This is a genomic window from Polycladospora coralii (genome assembly GCF_014773435.2).
GTDB classification, from domain to species: domain Bacteria; phylum Bacillota; class Bacilli; order Thermoactinomycetales; family Thermoactinomycetaceae; genus Polycladospora; species Polycladospora coralii.
Window position 1 is genome coordinate 294,768 of sequence record NZ_JACXAG020000001.1, and the last position, 19,368, is coordinate 314,135.

At 39.8% G+C, this 19,368-nt stretch carries 18 protein-coding genes; 3 read left to right on the forward strand and 15 right to left on the reverse strand.

Annotation, left to right across the window (positions count from 1 at the left end; translation table 11 throughout):
- Positions 1-42 precede the first annotated feature (42 nt).
- The 7 genes from IC619_RS01540 to tnpA all read right to left on the reverse strand — a co-directional run bounded on the left by IC619_RS01540 (position 43) and on the right by tnpA (position 7,000).
- A complete protein-coding gene (locus IC619_RS01540; protein WP_191138356.1) occupies positions 43-555 on the reverse strand; it encodes an adenine phosphoribosyltransferase in 513 nt (170 codons plus the stop codon).
- Complete coding sequence (gene recJ, locus IC619_RS01545) at positions 539-2,896, reverse strand: single-stranded-DNA-specific exonuclease RecJ (protein ID WP_191138357.1); 2,358 nt, start codon at positions 2,894-2,896, stop codon at positions 539-541. Before recJ ends, IC619_RS01540 begins: the two co-directional genes overlap by 17 nt.
- Positions 2,897-2,964: 68 nt before the next feature.
- Positions 2,965-3,861 carry a cation diffusion facilitator family transporter gene (locus IC619_RS01550; RefSeq protein WP_191138358.1) on the reverse strand — a complete coding sequence of 299 codons (897 nt, stop codon included), beginning with the start codon at positions 3,859-3,861 and terminating at the stop codon, positions 2,965-2,967.
- A 78-nt stretch (positions 3,862-3,939) separates the two neighbouring features.
- On the reverse strand, positions 3,940-4,851 hold the full coding sequence (gene secF, locus IC619_RS01555; protein WP_347239744.1) for a protein translocase subunit SecF: 912 nt from the start codon (positions 4,849-4,851) through the stop codon (positions 3,940-3,942).
- Positions 4,841-6,079 (reverse strand): protein translocase subunit SecD, encoded by a 1,239-nt coding sequence (secD, locus tag IC619_RS01560; RefSeq protein ID WP_191138360.1) that lies wholly within the window; start codon positions 6,077-6,079, stop codon positions 4,841-4,843. Before secD ends, secF begins: the two co-directional genes overlap by 11 nt.
- Positions 6,080-6,272: 193 nt before the next feature.
- Positions 6,273-6,389 (reverse strand): zinc ribbon domain-containing protein, encoded by a 117-nt coding sequence (locus tag IC619_RS01565; RefSeq protein WP_191138361.1) that lies wholly within the window; start codon positions 6,387-6,389, stop codon positions 6,273-6,275.
- A gap of 212 nt (positions 6,390-6,601) precedes the next feature.
- Positions 6,602-7,000: an IS200/IS605 family transposase gene (gene tnpA, locus IC619_RS01570; RefSeq protein ID WP_191138362.1), complete on the reverse strand. Its 399-nt coding sequence runs from the start codon at positions 6,998-7,000 to the stop codon at positions 6,602-6,604.
- Positions 7,001-7,629: 629 nt separating this feature from the next.
- Here tnpA and IC619_RS01575 point away from each other — a divergent pair.
- A complete protein-coding gene (locus IC619_RS01575; protein WP_191138363.1) occupies positions 7,630-8,400 on the forward strand; it encodes a DUF817 domain-containing protein in 771 nt (256 codons plus the stop codon).
- Between the two features lie 49 nt (positions 8,401-8,449).
- Here the strand turns inward: IC619_RS01575 and IC619_RS01580 are convergent, their stop codons facing one another.
- Positions 8,450-9,358 (reverse strand): endonuclease/exonuclease/phosphatase family protein, encoded by a 909-nt coding sequence (locus IC619_RS01580; RefSeq protein WP_191138364.1) that lies wholly within the window; start codon positions 9,356-9,358, stop codon positions 8,450-8,452.
- Between the two features lie 99 nt (positions 9,359-9,457).
- A complete protein-coding gene (locus IC619_RS01585) occupies positions 9,458-9,772 on the reverse strand; it encodes a post-transcriptional regulator (RefSeq protein ID WP_224749568.1) in 315 nt (104 codons plus the stop codon).
- Between the two features lie 116 nt (positions 9,773-9,888).
- Here IC619_RS01585 and spoVB point away from each other — a divergent pair, with 116 nt between their 5' ends.
- Complete coding sequence (gene spoVB, locus IC619_RS01590; protein WP_224749569.1) at positions 9,889-11,481, forward strand: stage V sporulation protein B; 1,593 nt, start codon at positions 9,889-9,891, stop codon at positions 11,479-11,481.
- 6 nt (positions 11,482-11,487) lie between these two features.
- On the opposite strand, the gene IC619_RS01595 is transcribed toward spoVB, so the two are convergent.
- Positions 11,488-12,183: a DUF421 domain-containing protein gene (locus IC619_RS01595; RefSeq protein ID WP_191138365.1), complete on the reverse strand. Its 696-nt coding sequence runs from the start codon at positions 12,181-12,183 to the stop codon at positions 11,488-11,490.
- A gap of 251 nt (positions 12,184-12,434) precedes the next feature.
- Here IC619_RS01595 and IC619_RS01600 point away from each other — a divergent pair, with 251 nt between their 5' ends.
- Complete coding sequence (locus IC619_RS01600; protein ID WP_191138366.1) at positions 12,435-12,812, forward strand: TIGR04086 family membrane protein; 378 nt, start codon at positions 12,435-12,437, stop codon at positions 12,810-12,812.
- 55 nt (positions 12,813-12,867) lie between these two features.
- On the opposite strand, the gene IC619_RS01605 is transcribed toward IC619_RS01600, so the two are convergent.
- From IC619_RS01605 to IC619_RS01625, 5 genes are all read right to left on the reverse strand, one after another.
- Positions 12,868-13,434 carry a GNAT family N-acetyltransferase gene (locus IC619_RS01605; RefSeq protein WP_191138367.1) on the reverse strand — a complete coding sequence of 189 codons (567 nt, stop codon included), beginning with the start codon at positions 13,432-13,434 and terminating at the stop codon, positions 12,868-12,870.
- A gap of 91 nt (positions 13,435-13,525) precedes the next feature.
- Entirely contained in the window at positions 13,526-15,154 is a 1,629-nt protein-coding gene (locus tag IC619_RS01610; protein WP_191138368.1) for a long-chain-fatty-acid--CoA ligase, read from the reverse strand.
- Between the two features lie 266 nt (positions 15,155-15,420).
- Positions 15,421-17,391: an asparagine synthase (glutamine-hydrolyzing) gene (gene asnB / locus IC619_RS01615; RefSeq protein WP_191138369.1), complete on the reverse strand. Its 1,971-nt coding sequence runs from the start codon at positions 17,389-17,391 to the stop codon at positions 15,421-15,423.
- A 357-nt stretch (positions 17,392-17,748) separates the two neighbouring features.
- On the reverse strand, positions 17,749-18,822 hold the full coding sequence (locus tag IC619_RS01620) for a hypothetical protein (protein WP_191138370.1): 1,074 nt from the start codon (positions 18,820-18,822) through the stop codon (positions 17,749-17,751).
- The gene (locus tag IC619_RS01625) at positions 18,815-19,339 is read right to left on the reverse strand and encodes an RNA polymerase sigma factor (RefSeq protein ID WP_191138371.1); all 525 of its coding nucleotides are present in this window, start codon (positions 19,337-19,339) and stop codon (positions 18,815-18,817) included. The genes IC619_RS01620 and IC619_RS01625 overlap by 8 nt, the downstream gene beginning before the upstream one ends.
- Positions 19,340-19,368: the final 29 nt, after the last annotated feature.

Genomic DNA, 19,368 nt, shown 5'->3' on the forward strand with positions numbered 1-19,368 from the left:
AGCGAACACCCTATCATGTAAGGAGCCCGCTTTTTATTTGTATTAATATTGAACTAATGAGAAAACGTCTATTCCCTCCAACTGATCACGACCGTTGAGATAAGAAAGCTCAATCATGAATGCCGCTCCAACAGGAATTCCGCCTAGTTGTTTGATTAAATCTAACGTCGCAGCGATGGTTCCACCTGTCGCTAGTAAGTCATCCGCAATCAAAACCCTTTGCCCTGGTTCAATCGCATCTTTGTGAATGGCTAAGCTATCTTTTCCGTATTCTAGACTATATTTGGCTTCCACAGTTTCACTTGGCAGTTTGCCAGGTTTTCGGACTGGAACAAATCCGATTTCCATGGCGTATGACATCGGAGTCCCTACCACAAACCCTCTCGCTTCAGGTCCCACAATAACATCGATTTCATGGTCTTTGAATCGCTCTACCAGCTGATCGATGGCGACTTTAAACATCTTCCCATCCTTGAGTAAGGTTGTAATATCTTTAAATTTAATTCCTGGTTGTGGATAATCTGGAATCACTCTAATTTTATCCTTGAAGTTCATCTGTTTCATTTCCTCCTAAATGCCATTTAAACGTATAGTTTGTATATAAATAATTGCATAATTCTCTGTATGATGAGTAAACTAGTCGTTCTCTCACTTCTTGACGATCCAATTGCTGCTTAAATATTTGTGATTCTGACAAGTCTTTTTTCGTGGAGGCCGTTAACCATTCTAAACGCCCTTGCTTGATGATAATAAAGCCGAGCTCTTCAAATACTTGAAGCATAAACGTAATCACTTTTGGTTTGAGACCGGTCGCACGTACCAACGCGGGTAAATGCTTCGGAAAAATAATCGGCCCTGTTCCGCTTTTTAAGATTTGAAAGAGACGCCCGAACTCTTCTCGCTTAGGTATCCGCACCAGCACATCATCAAACGAAGCATCTCCATAAGCGAAAAATAGACGCTCTACATGTTCACAAGCCGCCATCAATCGCTCAAAATGATTCATAGTCGGTGGGGAATCAAGTAGAACCACATGTCTTGGCATAACGGTCTCAATCTGCTCACTATACCAATCAATAAGCATGATCTGTTTTTTTGTTCGTATCTCATCTGGTATCGTGCTCGGTTCAGAATAAATATATGCTACTTGGTGTTCAAAATCAATGTGACGATTTGCATTTCCACGCCAATCAAAGATTTGCAAATGGGGTACTTTCAAATCTCGAATGATCATTTGTGGATTTCTTCGACCATTCCACTCATTTACTTGCAATTCACCCATGACATTTACATGTACTTGTGGTGCCATTTCATTTGCCAATTCAGACATTCTAAACCCAATAGCTTCTAGATGATTGCCCTCTTTTTCTAAGTAAAGCTTAATATGAGATTTATCTTTGCCCAACAGTTGAATACGCGCTACCTTAGATAAGTGCAACTGAAAAACTGGAGTGGGATTTCCCATACCAAAAGGCGATAGCGATTGAAACAAGTCAATGAGCGCTAAATCAATTTGATCTATATTTAACGAATCGTCTGCTACAATTTTTGAAATCCAATCTTCTGGTAAAAGCCATTTCGAAGCGAGTGTGGAAAGCTCGATTTGTAATGGTTCTAACTCGTTTCGGGGGATCGACATACCCGCGGCCATCTCATGACCACCATAAGATACAAACCGTTCACTACAAGCTGTTAAGGCCTGGTATAGATTGAACCCAGCAATACTGCGAGCTGATCCCTTCGCTATCCCTGTTTTCTCATCGATCCCTAACACGAGCACAGGCCGATAATATTTTTCTACCAGACGTGAAGCTACGATACCAATAACGCCAACATGCCAACTTTCATCTGCGACCACAATCACCTTTTCATGCTTCTCGGGATCAGATTCAATCTGTTCAATCGCTGCTTCTGTCGTCTGGTTAACTAAATCCTGACGATGGCGATTTAATTGATCCAAATGATTGGCAATAGAGCGCGCTTCCTCTATATTTTCAGTTGTTAATAACGTTACAGCTTCCGTAGCTTGATCTAACCGACCACTCGCATTAATACGTGGGCCTATAGAAAATCCCACATGAGTTGCGTTGATATCCTGTTCAATACCGGCTACTTCAACCAGCGCATTTAAGCCCAGATTAGCTTTCATATTCATCTGCTTTAAGCCCCATGTGGCAAAGATACGATTTTCATCTAGCAATGGGACTAAATCTGAAATTGTACCTAAAGCAACTAAATCCAAAAACTCAATCGGCGGATATTCTAACAAAGCAGTCGCAAATTTAAAGGCTACACCTACCCCCGCCAGCATATCGTACGGATACTTACAACTTTGTTTTTTGGGATTAATGATGGTGTAAGCATCCGGTAAAATCGCGGGTGGTTCGTGGTGATCTGTAATGATTAAATCCAATCCGATTTCTTTAGCATAACGCGCTTCTTCAACAGCACTGATTCCAGTATCCACAGTGATGATCAAATGGTAGCCTTTTTCTTTTGCTTGTTTTAATGCCTCTTTATGAAGTCCATACCCTTCTGTAAAGCGATTGGGAATATAGAAATCAACATCTTTTCCCAGCAGTTGAAAAAGCTTAATCATCAAACTTGTGCTGCTTACACCATCGACGTCATAGTCCCCATATATTAAAATATTTTCATCTTCTATTAATGCTTGCTGTACACGTTCCACAGCAATTTCCATTCCATCAAGCAAAAAAGGGTCATGTAAATCTTCTAATTGTGGACGCAAAAAACGATCCGCTTTTTCTGTCGTGCGGATCCCTCTACGTATCAACATCTTCGCTACTGTTGGATGTATTTCCAACTCTGAAACGAGCTGATTCAAACATGCCTCTTCAATCGCTGGCTCTGTCCAACGTGATTTCCCATGCAACATTCGATGCCGTTCACCTCGCTTTGACGCCTTTCATTATAGCACACTTTCACAAAGTGAACGACTCTTTCTCATTCTGAATCATTGTATGGATTTACATGCACCATCACATTAGATACGTAAGCAAATTGAAGCATCAAATTGCGCTTTACTTCTTTTCCAATCCGGTGTCCCTCTTCTACTGTGATAAAGGGAGAAACTGCTATTTTTATATCAACAACCACATAATGTCCATGTTGTCTCGCTAGTAACTCATTTACGATCTTAACCCCATGAACTTTCTGTGCACAAGCACGTAACTCTCTCGTTTCGTCTTCACCTAGCACCCGATCGAGTGCATGGTGTATCGATTCTTTTGCCAATTTAGCCGCCATGATCAGAATAAAAATGGAAACGCCTATACCCGCGATGGGATCTAAGTATACCAGATAAGGAATATGGAAGGCCTGGCCCAAGATGGAAAATAGTATACCTACTAACACTGTTCCTGTAGCCCATACATCTGAGCGATGGTCCAGTGCATTTGCTTTCATCGCATGGCTATTTAAGCGCTCAGCTAATTGACTCGTATAGCGATACATCCCCTCTTTTACAATTATTGAAAGCAATGCTGCGATTACGGCAATCCAGCTTGGCGCTGTAATGGGTTCAAAAAAAGATTGAAACGAACTCAATCCCACTTCAAATGCCACACCAGCAATTAAGATGGCAACGATAAGCGCTGTGATCGTTTCCGCTTTTCCATGCCCATAAGGATGATCTTGATCGGGCGGAACATGTGCCATTTTTATGCCATATAAAACAGCCAGCGAGCTAATCACATCCGTTGCTGAATTAACCGCATCAGCGATAAGCGCGCGGCTTCCCGAAATCCAACCGATTAGCCCTTTTAAAATGGCCAATCCACTGTTCACTAGTAAGCTGAGCCATGCTCCCTTTTTAGCCTCTTGTAAGCGTTTATCATTCATTTTTTGATCCCCTCATAAGTAAAGCCGCGGAGCTACACCGCGGCTTGCTTATCAAGAGTGTATGCACCCTCTTGTTTTCTATTCGGTAACAACGGGTTTTTCTTCTTTTTCGCGTTGCATTGATTTCCACTTCCAAGAAACCCAAATCTGACTTGCTAGGAATATAGAAGAGTATGCCCCTGAAAGTAAACCGAACAAGAGGGCGAGCGAGAAATTGCCAATGCTTTCACCACCGAGCACATATAAAGCTAAAGCTGCGAATACCACTGTCAACATGGTATTAATGGAACGTATCATCGTTTGATGGATACTTTCATTTACAACTTTTGCAAGCTCTTCCCACTTTTTCGGATTGACTAGTTTCACATTTTCACGAATACGGTCAAAGATAACAATCGTATCATTGACTGAGTAACCTACAATGGTAAGAACTGCAGCAATAAATACAATATCAACCTCTAATTGTAAGATGGAAAACAGCCCAATCGTAAACATAGCATCATAAAACAAAGCCAAAATCGCCGCCACAGCAAAGCGGTATTCAAATCGAAGTGCTACATACAAAATAATCCCTACAGAAGCGATCAATACAGATACAATCGCGTTACGCGCAATTTCACGCCCGATGATCGGATCTACCACTTGCTCTTGTATACTTACCTTTGTTTGGTAAGTGTCATTCATTTTGGCTTCAATTTTAGCCTTCTCCTGATGATCTATGGTTTCATTCAGACGGAAAATAAGGATGTCATCTTCCGTTCCTCCTACTCGAACATTTGGTTTTTTGTATCCCAATTCAGATAGTGCATCTTTCGCTTTCGCTAAATCTACCGATTGGTTTAATTTAATCTCCAAGCGACTTCCACTCACAAAATCAATTCCCAAGTTTAAACCTTGTATCAGTAGAGAACCAATTGAAATCACCATAATGGCGAGCGCAATCCATAAAAAAGTTTTGCGGTGTTTAACAAAATCGATTTTATAAGTCACTGATCTCATCCTCCTTTACACCAAACAGTCCTGGACTCTTTAGTATGTTAGAACGGACGAGTAAGGTCATCAATAAACGTGATAATCCGACAGCTGCGATAAAGCTAACTATGATCCCTGTAATGAGAGACACTGAAAAACCTTTCACAGCCGCAGTGCCATATAAAAACAAAACAGATGCTGCTATGATCGTCGTAATATTAGCGTCAAAAATCGTTAAAAATGAGCGTTTTGAACCTGATTTAACAGCTGCAGGAATACTTTTGCCAATCCGCATTTCTTCCTTAATTCGCTCATTCATAATAATATTGGCATCTACTGCCATCCCTACACCTAAAATTAAGGCAGCAATTCCAGGAAGCGTTAAGGTAACATCAAGCAACATAAATACCAGCAAAACTAAATAGGAATAAGTAATTAAAGTGACAACCGCAATCACTCCAGGTAATCGATAATAACCGATAACAAAAATAAAGATGGCAATAAGCGCATATAATCCAGCTTCTAAACTATCTTTTAAGGAATCAGCACCCAAGCTAGCATCAACCGCATAGCTTTGCACTTCTTCTAGTTTCACAGGGATAGAGCCTGAATTTAAAAGGTCTGCTAACTCTTGTGATTCTTCGATGGATTCCTGTCCTGAGATCGTCGCTTGCCCATTCGGGATAATTTGCTGTACGACGGGATTACTTAACATTTCTTCATCTAAATAAATCGGTATGGGTTGTCCTAAATAGGTTTTCGTAATTTCTGCAAATTTACTAGGATCCTTGACTGCCATCGATACCAGTGGACGATTCGTATCAGGATCAAAGTCTACCTTAGCTGATCCTTCTTTTAAATCCGTTCCTTTTAATAAGATTTTCTTACCGTCTGGATCACGAAAAGTAAGCTGTGCTTGTTTACCGAGCAAATCTCTAGCTTTCGCTTGATCATTTACGCCAGCTAGTTGTACACGCACCCGATTCTCTCCTTCAACGGTTATAACCGGTTCATTTACACCAAGAACATCCACCCGTTTCCGAATCGCAGCAGCCGCGTCACTCATAATACTTGCATTCACATTTTTCTCATCTGGTGCCGCTTGATACAGCACCTCAAATCCACCTTGTAAATCGAGTCCCTTTGTGATGTTATTCCATACTTGCGTCGTAGTTGTGGCAACTGTTGCAAATATCGCTACAATAAGGAGAACAAAGACAACGATTCTCCCTTTTTTCACTTTCATATATTTAGCTCCTCCTTCGACAATCCTACACCATGAAAGTAATTATCCCAAGTCTAGCGATCTATGTCAATTTGCGATTTTTGACACGCCCACAGCTGAAGCCGCTGGCATCCGCAATTCGACAACGCTCAAGCTCTGGAGTGTGTCATCACCCCAACCTGTACAGTTAGGCGGAACACCTATGACTAGTGCTCTAGACAGGGAATGCAGATAGCGCTTTACCTATATTGATGGCTCCATTTAAGTCCGCATGACAGATATAACCACACTGCTTACACTTAAGCCACACGCCAAGTAATCGGGATCGCAAGATACCCCTTCTTTTTCTTTTGATATCGTTTCCATCTATGATTTTGTCCAGCCACGCGACTGGGAACGAACGCCGATACGCTTTCCAAGCGTAGGAAAAGAGACGGTATCAATCTTTAAGTTTTGATTGTTGAAGCAACACCCTATTTTGCGAAAAGTTTTCGTATGCTGCTTCTTCGTTTGAGTAAACGCAGTGTGATCGTAGTCATCGGTTCACCCTCTTTTTTTCTGTGCTTCAACATAACGTTTAATCGTGTCACGGGATACATTTTCTGCTGTACTAACAAAGAAAGAACGTGTCCAAAGGCTTTGTAGATGAGACAAATGTTTAAGTTCTTGTCTTAAGCGTCTTGAAGTCACGCCTTTCACTCTTGCCATGATATCTGATGGAGAATCGGTGGGTAGAGCGTTCAAAAACAAGTGACAATGATCGGGCATGACTTCCATCGCCACAATAACCCACTGATTCTCCTCACAAATCTCTGTCACTAATTGCTTGAATCGTTCTTCTACTTTGTTCACCAGTACTTTTCTTCGATAGCGTGGGCAGAAAACAAAATGATAATGGATAAGAGATACAGTCGTTTGAGTTCTTCGATATGCTTGTTCCATAATGGCATTGTATCAACTTAATTGTTATACAGCAACATTCAAACCAAAAATAAAAGCAACGCTGTCTTTTATCCCACGATTGAATTTAGTCAGCCAAATTCTGTAAGAAGTCATGACGAGCGTTTACATTCTTCTCGTGGATACGAGCCACTTTGATTGTACCGTTTGACTAGTTCCAAAGTAACGGTACCACCTAATTTGTCCATCGTGAAGGGATACCCTAACTTAACGCGTTTGATGTATATCCCTTGAGTTGCTTGGTGAACTTGACTGTTCCAAATTGGGGATCGCATGGTAGAAGCAAATATCCATGTTCGAGCATAATCTCTCTACTTGAAATCGTTGTTCCCAGTTCTCTAGCCTTTGCAATCGATCACTTTAGATGATTGTTAAAATGATTGCCTATTTCTAATTTTACGATAAATATCAGATGAAATATGCCAATATAATAGAAAGACAAAAGCATATTAAAAGATGATCAGACTTGTAAGGCTTCCATCGTCTAACGCCCCTAGAAAGTGCCAGTGGTATGCTCATTGACACCCTTTTAGACAAATTTATGGTTTTTCTGGCTTGCAATGATATAATAACTCCTATTGTACGGATCGTCTAAGAGGAGGTATTTATAGATGTTTAAGTATTTATATCACTTTACTTATCAACAAGCTTTCGCTTGTATTTTCCCAGCATCCATTTTCCTCATTTTAGCGCTCTCTAATCTCATCTCAATTCCAGGACTCTATCGGTACGATTTCATACTCATCCTCTGTATAGTCGTCCAATTCCTCATGATTATCACTGGTCTTGAAACGAAAGCAGAATTAAAAGTTATCTTATTTTTTCACATCATCGGACTGATGTTGGAGCTTTTTAAGGTACAAATGGGATCATGGTCTTATCCAGAGCCAGCGTGGTCAAAATTTTATGGTGTCCCGCTATATAGTGGATTTATGTATGCAAGTGTTGCCAGTTACTTGTGTCTAGCATGGAAAAGACTTGATGTGAAGCTTGTAGCTTGGCCAAATCGTTTGATCACTGGGCTTACGGGACTAGTCATCTATATTAACTTTTTTACGCATCACTATATTTATGATCTGAGGTGGCTTTTGATTATCGTGCTAACATGGTGTTTCCGCAAATCAGTTGTCCACTTCTTTGTACATAACAAGTGGTTTAAAATGCCGATATTATTATCTTTTGTTTTGATTGGATTTTTCATTTGGATTGCTGAGAATATTGCTACTTTCTTTGGGGCATGGAAATACCCAAATCAATCCATTTCCTGGGAGATTGTCGATATGGCTAAGATCAGTTCGTGGTCGTTACTGATTATAGTCAGTTTTTTAATTGTAGCCCAACGCAAACAGTTGACAAAAGCTCCTATAAAAAAAGCGTCTTAATCCCTTAGCATGCTTCGACGTACTCATTTTTGAAACGGCAAAGCATGCTTTAAAACTGTAAATCTGCTACAACGCCAGCATGATCTGACGGCCAACAGCGTAATAGTATATCTTTTTTACATGTATTTCCTACTAAACCGACATGTTGAATGTGGAATTTCCCTCGAATAAAAATGAAATCAATTCTTCGATCTAACTTCGATCTCCTATTTTTTAAGTCTGCGTCTTGACAACACGTGTTCCCACCTTTTCCTCTTTTCGCCTTCCACACATCTTTATACCCACTTTGTATATATAACTGATAAGGTGCTTGCTTGCTCTGACTTTCCTGAAAGTTAAAATCTCCTAAAATGATCGTCGGTAGAGAAGTTTGATTTGCTTTCCGCAATAATTCAACTGCTTGTTGCTTACGTACTTGTTCCGATATAAACTCTAAATGTGTATTAACCAGTCGAAAGGGCTTGCCATCATACAAAATATCAGCAGATTGCCAGCTTCGATATGATTTTACAGGAAAACCACCCAAATTGGCCGTTGCTAAATGATCAAAATGTCCACCTTGTACATTCTGGTATCGAATTCGTGAAGAGATACGCCCCAATATAACGTCATGATCAATCAATGTATTTTGATTTTGAACAACGACGCGATAGCATAACCCTTTCTTTTCAAGTAATTGGATCAATCGGGTAATCAAATTTGCTTTTTTCGTATAGGGAGGCATCTCAGGCCAGATGCTAACTTCCTGCAAACCAATAAAATCAGGATGATAGTGTGCAATCTCTTCTACAATTCTTTGTAAACGCAAATATATATTTCCAGTCACCAATTGCTCCATTAGCACCTTTAAGTTCTTCTTAAAGTCTTGTGGCGAGGTTTCATTTAATAACTGAATCGCTAAGCCAATATAAATATTCCAGGTCATAACTCTAACTGAATTTTTACTATTTTTAGACATTTCATCACCCTTCATACTTTTAGATATCCTATTTATATGTTGTACTTTTTAAAATGCATCGTACATATACACAAAAGAGCTGAAGGTTATTTATAACCCTCAGCTCTTTTGTGTATGACTTTCTTCTTCTGGATCCTTATATACGGACAACATCAACCAATTCATAAAGCGATTTGCTTTCAGCGACATGATATCATTTACTAACTTATTCAACCGTGGCCAGCCTCGTCTATAATCTTCAGAAACACAAGCCCATACTTGTTCTCCTGTAATATTTTCATATCCATACATATTAAATTCCGCTGCTTTACTATTACATAAATCTTCGATACAACGCATCACTTCATCTTGTTCTAATAGCTCACCTTGCTGTTGGTGTTCAGCATCGACAGATTTCAAAAAAGATTCTCGCATTATCTCTACCCTCTCCTTTCACCACTCACTTTGCTAAAAAATTATTGGTATGCTTCCGTCAGACAAGTCATAGCTTGTATTAAGATCGTCTATCTGCTGAGGAGGTGAACATCCCCTTGAACAAACAAAGCTTTCTGCACGGAACCTTGATTTTAGTTGGTGCAGGTTTTTTAACTAAAATACTTGGATTCATCTATCGCATTGCACTTTCACGTATTATCGGTGACGAAGGTATGGGGTTGTTTCAGATGGCATTCCCCATTCTGATTTTTACAATCGTCGTCACAACTGCCGGCTTACCCGTCGCCATCTCAAAACTGGTTTCAGAAGCAGAAGCCAAGGGAGAAAGTCACCGCATCAGATCTATTCTCATTGTATCGATCGTCATTGTGTTCATCACAAGTATTACCGTTACGGCTCTCGTATTGATCACCGCACCCTTGATTGCTTCTACCCTACTTACGGATGCACGGGCCATTTATTCGCTACTAGGGATCGCACCTATCATACCCATCATTGCTATCTCTTCCATTTTCCGCGGATATTTCCAGGGAAGGCAAAACATGAGCCCCTATGCCATTTCTACTATTATAGAACAAATGGTGCGCATTTTCACTGTCCTTCTCCTTGCACATTATCTCTTACCATTTGGGATCGAGTATGCGGCAGCTGGAGCAATGATTGGAATGGTTATCGGAGAATTCACAGGAATGTTTTATTTACTCTATTCTTTCAAAAAAGATCCCACTCGTCCAGTACTAAATTTAGGGAAAAGAAATGCTCGAAGTAGACTAAGCGCAATGGCGCACATCAAAACGTTAAAAAAGACGTTATCCGATTTATTACGCTTAGCTTTACCTGTAACCGCTAGTCGCTTAGTGGGTTCGTTTGCCTATGCCATTGAACCGATCGTTGTCGCCCAGAGTTTAGCTCTTGCTGGCATTACAGCAAGTGCTACGACCGCTTTATACGGACAGCTTGAAGGAATGGCAGTACCCATTGTTTTTTTTCCAGCATTTATCACTTATGCCTTATCGGTTTCATTAGTACCCGCGGTAAGTGAAGCTGCTGCCCAAAATCAGCATCACCTAGTCGAATATCGGCTACAGCAAGCCCTTCGTCTCTCTCTCGTAGTTGGAGCACCTTGTTCACTCTTAATCTACTTTTTAGCTGAACCATTATCTATCCTACTATTTAAACAAAGTGAGGTCGCACATCTCATGCAAATCATGGCTCCCTTCGCCATCCTTTATTACTTACAAGGCCCACTCTCTTCTGTTTTACAAGGCCTTGATCGTGCCCCAGCAGCGATGAAAAACACCATTATCGGTGCACTTATAAAAACCGCCCTCATTTTTGTACTTGCTTCAAGACCTGAGCTGGGCATTGATGGTGTTGCGCTCGCAGTCAATGCGGGTATTATAATTGTTACCATTTTGCATTTTATCAGTATTTTAAAATCGATCCCCTTTTCTCTCCATATAAACGAATTAGCACGACTGTTCTTATCCATCATGATTTCAGGTATCGTCACCTATTTCTGTGTCAATACCCATCATGACTCTTTAATGATCAAAGTTTTAATCACCACGTTTTTTAGTCTGTTCGTCTATTTACTTTGCATTATGTTATTTGCTGTAATCAAACAAGATGATGTGAAGCGAATTCCGTACATCGGCAAGCCGTTATGCTACTTTCTTCCTAGATAAGATCCATTAATCTTCTTCATTCTTGCCTTTAGCATCAACAAACAACTCACCTTTATGATCAATACTCGCATATAAAATTTCTTTAAAATCTTTATATCCCTGTGTTTGAATTTGATTTTTTAGCCAAAAAATTGTTTTCCCAATAAGACGTAGGCCATCCTCTCTTACTTTTCCGTCCAGAATGAGGATTGTAGGCATATTAAAAGGTACCAAGGGATGATTGAGCGGCACATCTTCTTTTTCTATGAAGTTTTTTTCTTCTTTTTTAAAAACACTGAGCTTACCTGAAGTTTCCAAGATCGCAAACTCGACATCACGCACATCAGGAATACTTTTCTCCCTTAATTGCGTCATCAGATCCTCTAAATTATAGCGCGCCTTTGACATTTCTTTTTCTTGTAGTTCGCCATGTTTAATTAAATAAACTGGCTCTCCATCCACAATTTGGCGGATACGTTCGCTTTTTAGAGATAGATAGGCGATGACCAATTGTAACCCAGCTAAGGTAGCAATTGGAACAATGGCATGCATCAATCCTTCATCTGCTTTTTCAATCACCATTGCAGACATATCCGCGATGAGAAAATAGACAATTAAGTCAAAGATAGACAGTTTCCCTATTTCACGTTTTCCCATCACACGCATGACAACAATAATGAAAAAATAAATGAAAACTGTCCGTAAAAAAATCGTCCACAACATGGATATCCCCCTCTAGGCGTGGCGAGTTGCATGATTATCTTCTATCATTCCGTTACGCTAATTGGCGACCAATTTGATCTTTCGAATGGGCTCAGCCCCCCACTTCTATAAGTGGGACTTCTCCCCTTGATTCCCCATACACTACCGTGAGCCTCCCTATTTTTTCCTTATTCTTAAATTTTATGAGTGTATGCACGATGAATAAATCGTGATTTTCACACATAACATGTACAAAAAAAGGAAGTGGTCATATGGCGGAGTACAAGTCTAAACTGCGTTCTCCATTGTTATTAGGACAACTCATCATTTGGGGCATCATCACACTCACTTCATTTTTTATTGCTTTCTTACTGCGCTACACTTCGTTTGAATCTGTCCAAGTTCCCATGTTAGCTTATGCCACTAATTTCGTATCCTTATTATTAGGTGGTTTTATTTCAGGACGTTTCGCTCGTGCAAAAGGATGGTTGTATGGTGGGATACAAGGCATCATTTATGCACTTCTACTCGTCATCATCGGATTTCTCGCATTTGATACTTCTTTAATCATTAACCCTCTTCTTTTCACGATTTGTGCTTTTGGGTTAAGTGCCATCGGAGGAATCGTCGGCGTTAATACTACCAAGTGAATGCAATAAAAAAAGCCTGCCAAATTGGCAAGCCCTTCAAAATCCCGTCTTAATGCTAAGAGAGGGATTTTTGTTTATGTGTCCATTCTTCCTTTAGTATTCCCATGATAATGCGATCGTAAGCGTTTCCATTTCTTAATACAGCCGAACGCATACGACCTTCTTCCTTAAATCCTACTTTTTTGTAGACCTTTAGAGCCCGTGCGTTATAAGAAATCACATCAAGCCCTACTCGATTTAAATTCAATTCATGAAAAGCGTATTTGAGGATAAGACGCATGGCATCAGTGCCATACCCCTGATCTCGTTCACTTCCCTCTCCAATTCCAATCGCAATTAAAGCAACTTGATTGTTCCATTCAAATGAGTGAAGTGCAATAAACCCAACTAATCGATCATCATTTAAGGTACGAATCCTAAACTGAATACCATTATGATCTTTCATTCCAGTTCGATCTTTATTTTCCAATTCATGAATGGTAACAGGTACAGCCATATCCGTATCAATCTCCCGCAAAAATTGCGCATCGGAAAACCACTTACTCATTTGTTCTGCATCATCTGCTTGAAAGGGAGCTAGTCTTACCTTATCTCCGTGGAATAGCGACTTGTATAGTGTCATATTTTATACTCCTAGTCTATATATTATCACCTCTAGCTTCTAAAGCGGTTTTTGCCATCATATTCTTCACTCCTAATCTTAATGAATTCATTTATTTTACTGTATGTTCTTCCCAATTCCAATCTTGATATTGTTCTCTGAGTGCTCGTTTTAAAAACTTCCCAGCTGATGATCTAGGGATTTCTTTAACAAATACATAACTATCTGGCAACATCCATTTTTCAAACTTGCTATTCAAAAATGCATTTAATTCTGCTGGTGTAGTAGTATGATCTTGATGTAGTACAACCACCATAAGGGGACGTTCTTGCCACTTCGGATGCGGGATGCCAACGGCAGCAGCTTCGGCTACGGCAGGATGACCCATTAAGGTATTCTCTAATGCGACGGAGCTAATCCATTCTCCCCCTGATTTAATTAAGTCTTTCGTTCGGTCGACGATCGTTACATATCCGTCTTCATTGATCGTCACCATATCTCCAGTCTTAAACCACCCATCTGCCGTCCAATTATGATCACGATCTTGCTCTTTATAATAACTCGCTGCGATCCATGGACCACGTACTTCTAATTCTCCAATCGAGTTTTCATCCCACGGCAACGCTTTCCCATCTCGGCACACCCGTGTATCCACAAAAGGAACTGCATATCCTTGTGTGGCACTTAATTCATATATTTTATCTTCATTTTCATCTAATAAATTTGACTTTATTCCTGCTGCGGTTCCAAGCGGACTTGTTTCTGTCATCCCCCATGCTTGTCTTAAACGTAGGCCATGCTGATCAAATCCTCGAATTAAAGCTTCAGCGGCTGCTGATCCCCCTACGACAAGGAGCATGTCATTTTGTAACTTCCATCTGTCCTTCTCTTTATTTAAAGCATGTAAAATCCCCATCCATATCGTAGGCACTCCCGCAGTGATGGTCACTTTTTCTGTCTCAAAGAGATCGAGCAAACTAATGGGATCAAGATGCGGACCTGGAAAAACTTGTTTACTCCCCACCATAGCACAAGTAAAAGGTAAACCCCAAGCATTGACATGAAACATGGGTACGACTGGGGTTACGACATCTTTTTGCGCCAAAGCCATGCCATCAAGAAGTGCTGATGAAAAGCAATGTAAGACGATTGAACGATGAGAATAAACAACCCCCTTAGGATTTCCTGTTGTCCCGGAGGTATAACACATTCCAGCTGGATCGTTTTCTGTGATCTGTGGATATACAAATTCTCCTGTAGCTAATTTTAATAAATCTTCATATGACTCATATCCAGGCGGTATCGGTTGCCCTGTCAGGGATACCACAAATACACGTTCTATCTTTACATGATCTTTTATTTTTTCGTATAAAGGAAGTAAAATATCATCGATGATCAGGAAACGATCTTGCGCATGATTAATAATATAGGCAATTTCGGAGGGGTGTAAGCGTAAATTTAAAGTATGCAACACACCACCCGATACAGGAATCCCCAGATAAGCTTCCAAATGGGCAAAGTGATTCCACATTAAGGTTCCAACTCGTTCACCCTTCTGTAGCCCAATTTTTTGCAGTGCTTCTGCTAACTGTCTAGCACGACGATAAAAATCGCCATACGTATATCGATGTAAAGATTGATCAGGCATCCGACTCACAATCTCGATCGGCGCAAATTGTTTTCCCGCTCTCTCTAAAATATGGTCTAATGTTAACGGATAATCCATCATCGTAGCTTTCAAGTTAAATCCTCCCTTAGTAAGGTGATATCATAGCAATAGTGTTGATTATCCAAATTTAGGAAGTGTATTTTGAGCTTAAATGCCTTTGAGCCCTACCTAGCGAAGCCAAAACCTGAAGGAAGAAGCGGACAACCTGTTTGACCGATAGGGAGTTTTGGCAGAGCGGTCTTTTCAGCTGCTTTGCAAGGCGAAAGTGCATGGAGAGCAAAATACACGACGCTAAAATGGAAAATTTGGCAAATCAACACGCTTGATATCATAGGTATTTAGAATGATCTCATACTATTCGCTATCCTCATACTATATCCCTGCTTTTTTAATAATTGATGTCCATCCAGATTCAAGATAACATGATGCCGCCTTACTTCTCCTTTTTCGATCGTGGAAAATTGATATTTTTCTTCTATATAGACCTGATGCCAAAGCATAAAACATAAAACCGTCCAAATTTTTCTACTGTGATCAGCATGTCCATGCTTATGTTCTTCTAGCAGCTGCAAAGCATATGATTTTCGAATGAAATCACTCGTGGCACTCTCTTCGATGATATCTTTTGCCCATTGATAAAACTCATTTTTCAACCAATACCGAATGGGAACCGGAAAGCCAAGTTTTTTCTTCTGCGCCACATGGGTGGGTAAGAATTCTTTCATCGCTTCTCTTAATACGTGTTTCGTCGTCCCATTTGCTATTTTATATTTAGTTGGGATTCGACTTGCTACTTCAAATACACGGATATCGGTAAAAGGCGTACGCACCTCTAATGAATTGGCCATAGACATCTTATCTGCCTTCATTAAAATATTTCCACATAACCACGAATGAATATCCAAGTACTGCATTTTGGTAACATCATCGGCATTTGGAACCCGATTATATATGGGGCCTGTAACCGTCCATGGGGATATATATGCCTGCTGAAGTTCCTCCGTCATCAAGTTTTTCTTCATCTTTTCATCAAAAATGAAAGCATTACCAAAATAACGTTCTTCTACTGTTTTGGAACCACGCAATAGATAGTTCTTCCCCTTTATATTTGGCAGATGAGAGGCCCAACTCCCCAACCATTTACGTGTTTGAGAATCAAGATAGGAAAACATCTGTAATGCACTTGGCTCGCGATAAATGAGATACCCGCCAAATAATTCATCTGCTCCTTCACCGGACAAAGCTACCGTAACATGTTGACTTGCTAATTGTGAAACAAAGTACAGCGCGATTGCGGACGGGTCAGCTACCGGCTCATCTTGATGCCAAATGAGCCGTGGCAATATTTCTTGATAACGAGTCGCATCAATTTTCACTTCATGGTGGTTCGTCTTTAACGTATCCGCTGTTTGTTTCGCAAATTCTAATTCGCTATATCCCGGAATATCAAAGCCAACTGTAAAGGTTTGTACATTTTCATGTTGTCGATGAAGTGCAACGATTGCAGAGGAATCAATCCCACTGGAAAGAAAAGCACCACGAGGTACCTCACTCATCAAATGAGCGTGCACAGACTCTTTTATAACCGCTCTCGTTTCGTCTACACAATCAGAAAAAGACCGATTTTCATCAGGTTGAAATTGCGCCTCCCAATATTTTTGAATTTTTATTTCTTTATTCTTAACCATCCAAGTATGTGCAGGCGGGATTTTATAAATACCTGCAAACATGGTTAAAGGATCGGGTACATATTGAAACGTCAGATAGTGTGACAAAGCTTCTTGATTGACTTGTCTTTTCACTTCAGGACATGCTAACAATCCTTTAATCTCTGAAGAAAAAACATAGTAGTGATCGGTTTCACACCAATACATCGGTTTAATTCCCATTTGATCACGTGCACCAAATAAGATATCTTGTTCTCGATCCCATATTTGAAAAGCAAACATGCCGCGCAAATACTTAGGGAGATCAAACCCCACTTCTTCATAGAGATGGATCAATGTTTCGGCTTCCGTGTCTGTCATAAATTGATAGCCCAACTCTTCTAACCATTTCTTTAATTCCTTATAATTATAAATTTCTCCATTAAACACCACTGCAATCGATTGATTATGGTTTAAAAAAGGTTGACTCCCCTCCTTTAATCCGTTGATGCTTAGGCGGCGAAATCCTAGTCCCAAATGCCCATCTAGTATAATTCCCTCTTCATTAGGCCCCCGATGAATCATGGTTTGTGTCATCTTCTGAATGATATCCAAATTGACAGGTTGTCCCAAACGATCATATATACTAACAAAACCACACATGTTTATCCCTCGTTTCACTTTTTTAGTTATTGGTTATACCCCTACTTAATCTAAAAAGTTTTATCCCATTCATTTTTTTCTTTTTTTAAAATGTATCCAGTATATACATCACTTCTATTACACCTGGCATGTTGATTTGCAAAATTTTTTATATTAGTGTCGTGTATTTTGCTCTCCATGCACTTTTGCGTTGCAAAGAAGCTGAAAAGACCACTCCGCCAAAACCTTACGGCGCTCTCAAAACGCTTTATTGGTGGCACCGGTTTAGGCTACGCTAAGTGACGACAGGGAATACACTTCCTAAGTTTGGTTCATCGACACGACTGCTATCGTGCATAGCGACAGAGATGTTTTTTGTCACTTTGCTTTTAATGTCTCTTGCCAATCCGTAGCAAACTCTTTATCAACGTCTACAAACTCTAGATTTATCGGCTTATTCAAATCATATATCGTTCCTTGAATTTTTATATCTAGGATAACTACATGGCGACCATCTGCCAGTTTTTGAAAGCGATAGTTTTCAAAACCATTTGTATTTCTAACATTTTTTTCACCTACCTTGGCTACCGTAGCAGAGGTTACTTTATCTTTAGAGCGATATTCTACTGTAAACACTGTACTTGGATCACCATCATAATCTGGTCGAATGTCACGAACTATTAACTCGTCTTCTCCAATATGAAAGGTAGTCGCCTTTTTAGGATCTGCAATATACAGTTTCTTCTTATTTTCATATCTTAGTGATACGCGCTTCAAATGAAAGGTATAGACATCCGAATCAGGAAAAGGACCGAAAATAAACGTTTCTATCATAGAATCGGCTGAAACATCGGCATCATTAACATCAGTTTGATCCCTATCACTATTTCGATACTCAAAAAAATTCACTCCTTTATATTTATGGTAATCTCCAACCACTACCCCTTGCTCATTTTGAACTGAAAACTCGTTTACCCAAATCCCACTAATTTTTTCGTTTGTTTTATTACCAATCCAAATCTCCGTCACACTAGGAGAGAGAGAGAAGCGATCGATAAAAAGAGAGGTACCGTTTGGAAGTGACTTTTTCATATTGTCTGTATTCAGATTGACTGATTTTTCTTCTTCTTTCACCATCTCGTCTTTTTGGGGTCTGTCTGCATGTTTCGTTTGTTCTGTCTGTTCTTCCATAGGGGAAACAAACATACGATCCATCCAATTAGCAAAAGTTGGGGACTCCTTAAAACCACCTAACAAAACACCCATCGTAACCGCAATTGTGCAAACCATTCCGAGCTTTATCCATTTACGATTCCATTTTAATTTCGTTTTTTCCTTTTTTTGTGGATGTTCAGGTAAACGGGCCAGTGTATCATCTACCATCTGCTGTATAGCATACGGGACTTTTTCTTCCGAGCTTTGAAACAGCCTTTCAAGATCTCGATTATTCATTTTCCATCACTCGCTTTCTATCAGAATTGAGCATCCATTCCAATGCTCTTTTTCCTCTATACATTCGCGACTTAACGGTTCCTTCTGGAATACATAAAATATCAGATATTTCAGCAATCGAACAACGTTCAAAGTAAAATAAAGCCAACACAATTCGCTGATCTTCTTCGATATGATCTAACATTTCTCTAATTTCAATGTGCTCATAATCATTTTTCTCATATTCTATTTCTTTGCTATATGTATCTAATGAAACCGTCTTTTTTTGTTGGTTTATGATTTTATAACATTGATTTACCAAAATACGGAATATCCAAGATTTAAAACGATCCACATTCTGAAGTTGATGGATATGTAAATACGCCTGTATGATCGTTTCTTGGATAGCATCAGAACAATCGCATTCTCTATGTAGAATAGAACGTGAAACACGATATAGATCAACTAATATCAATTGAATCAGGGCAGAGAACGCCTGTTTATCGCCCTGTTTCAACTGTGAGATTAACGTTTCCAAATCATTTCCTCCTTCGCTCTCTCTCTATA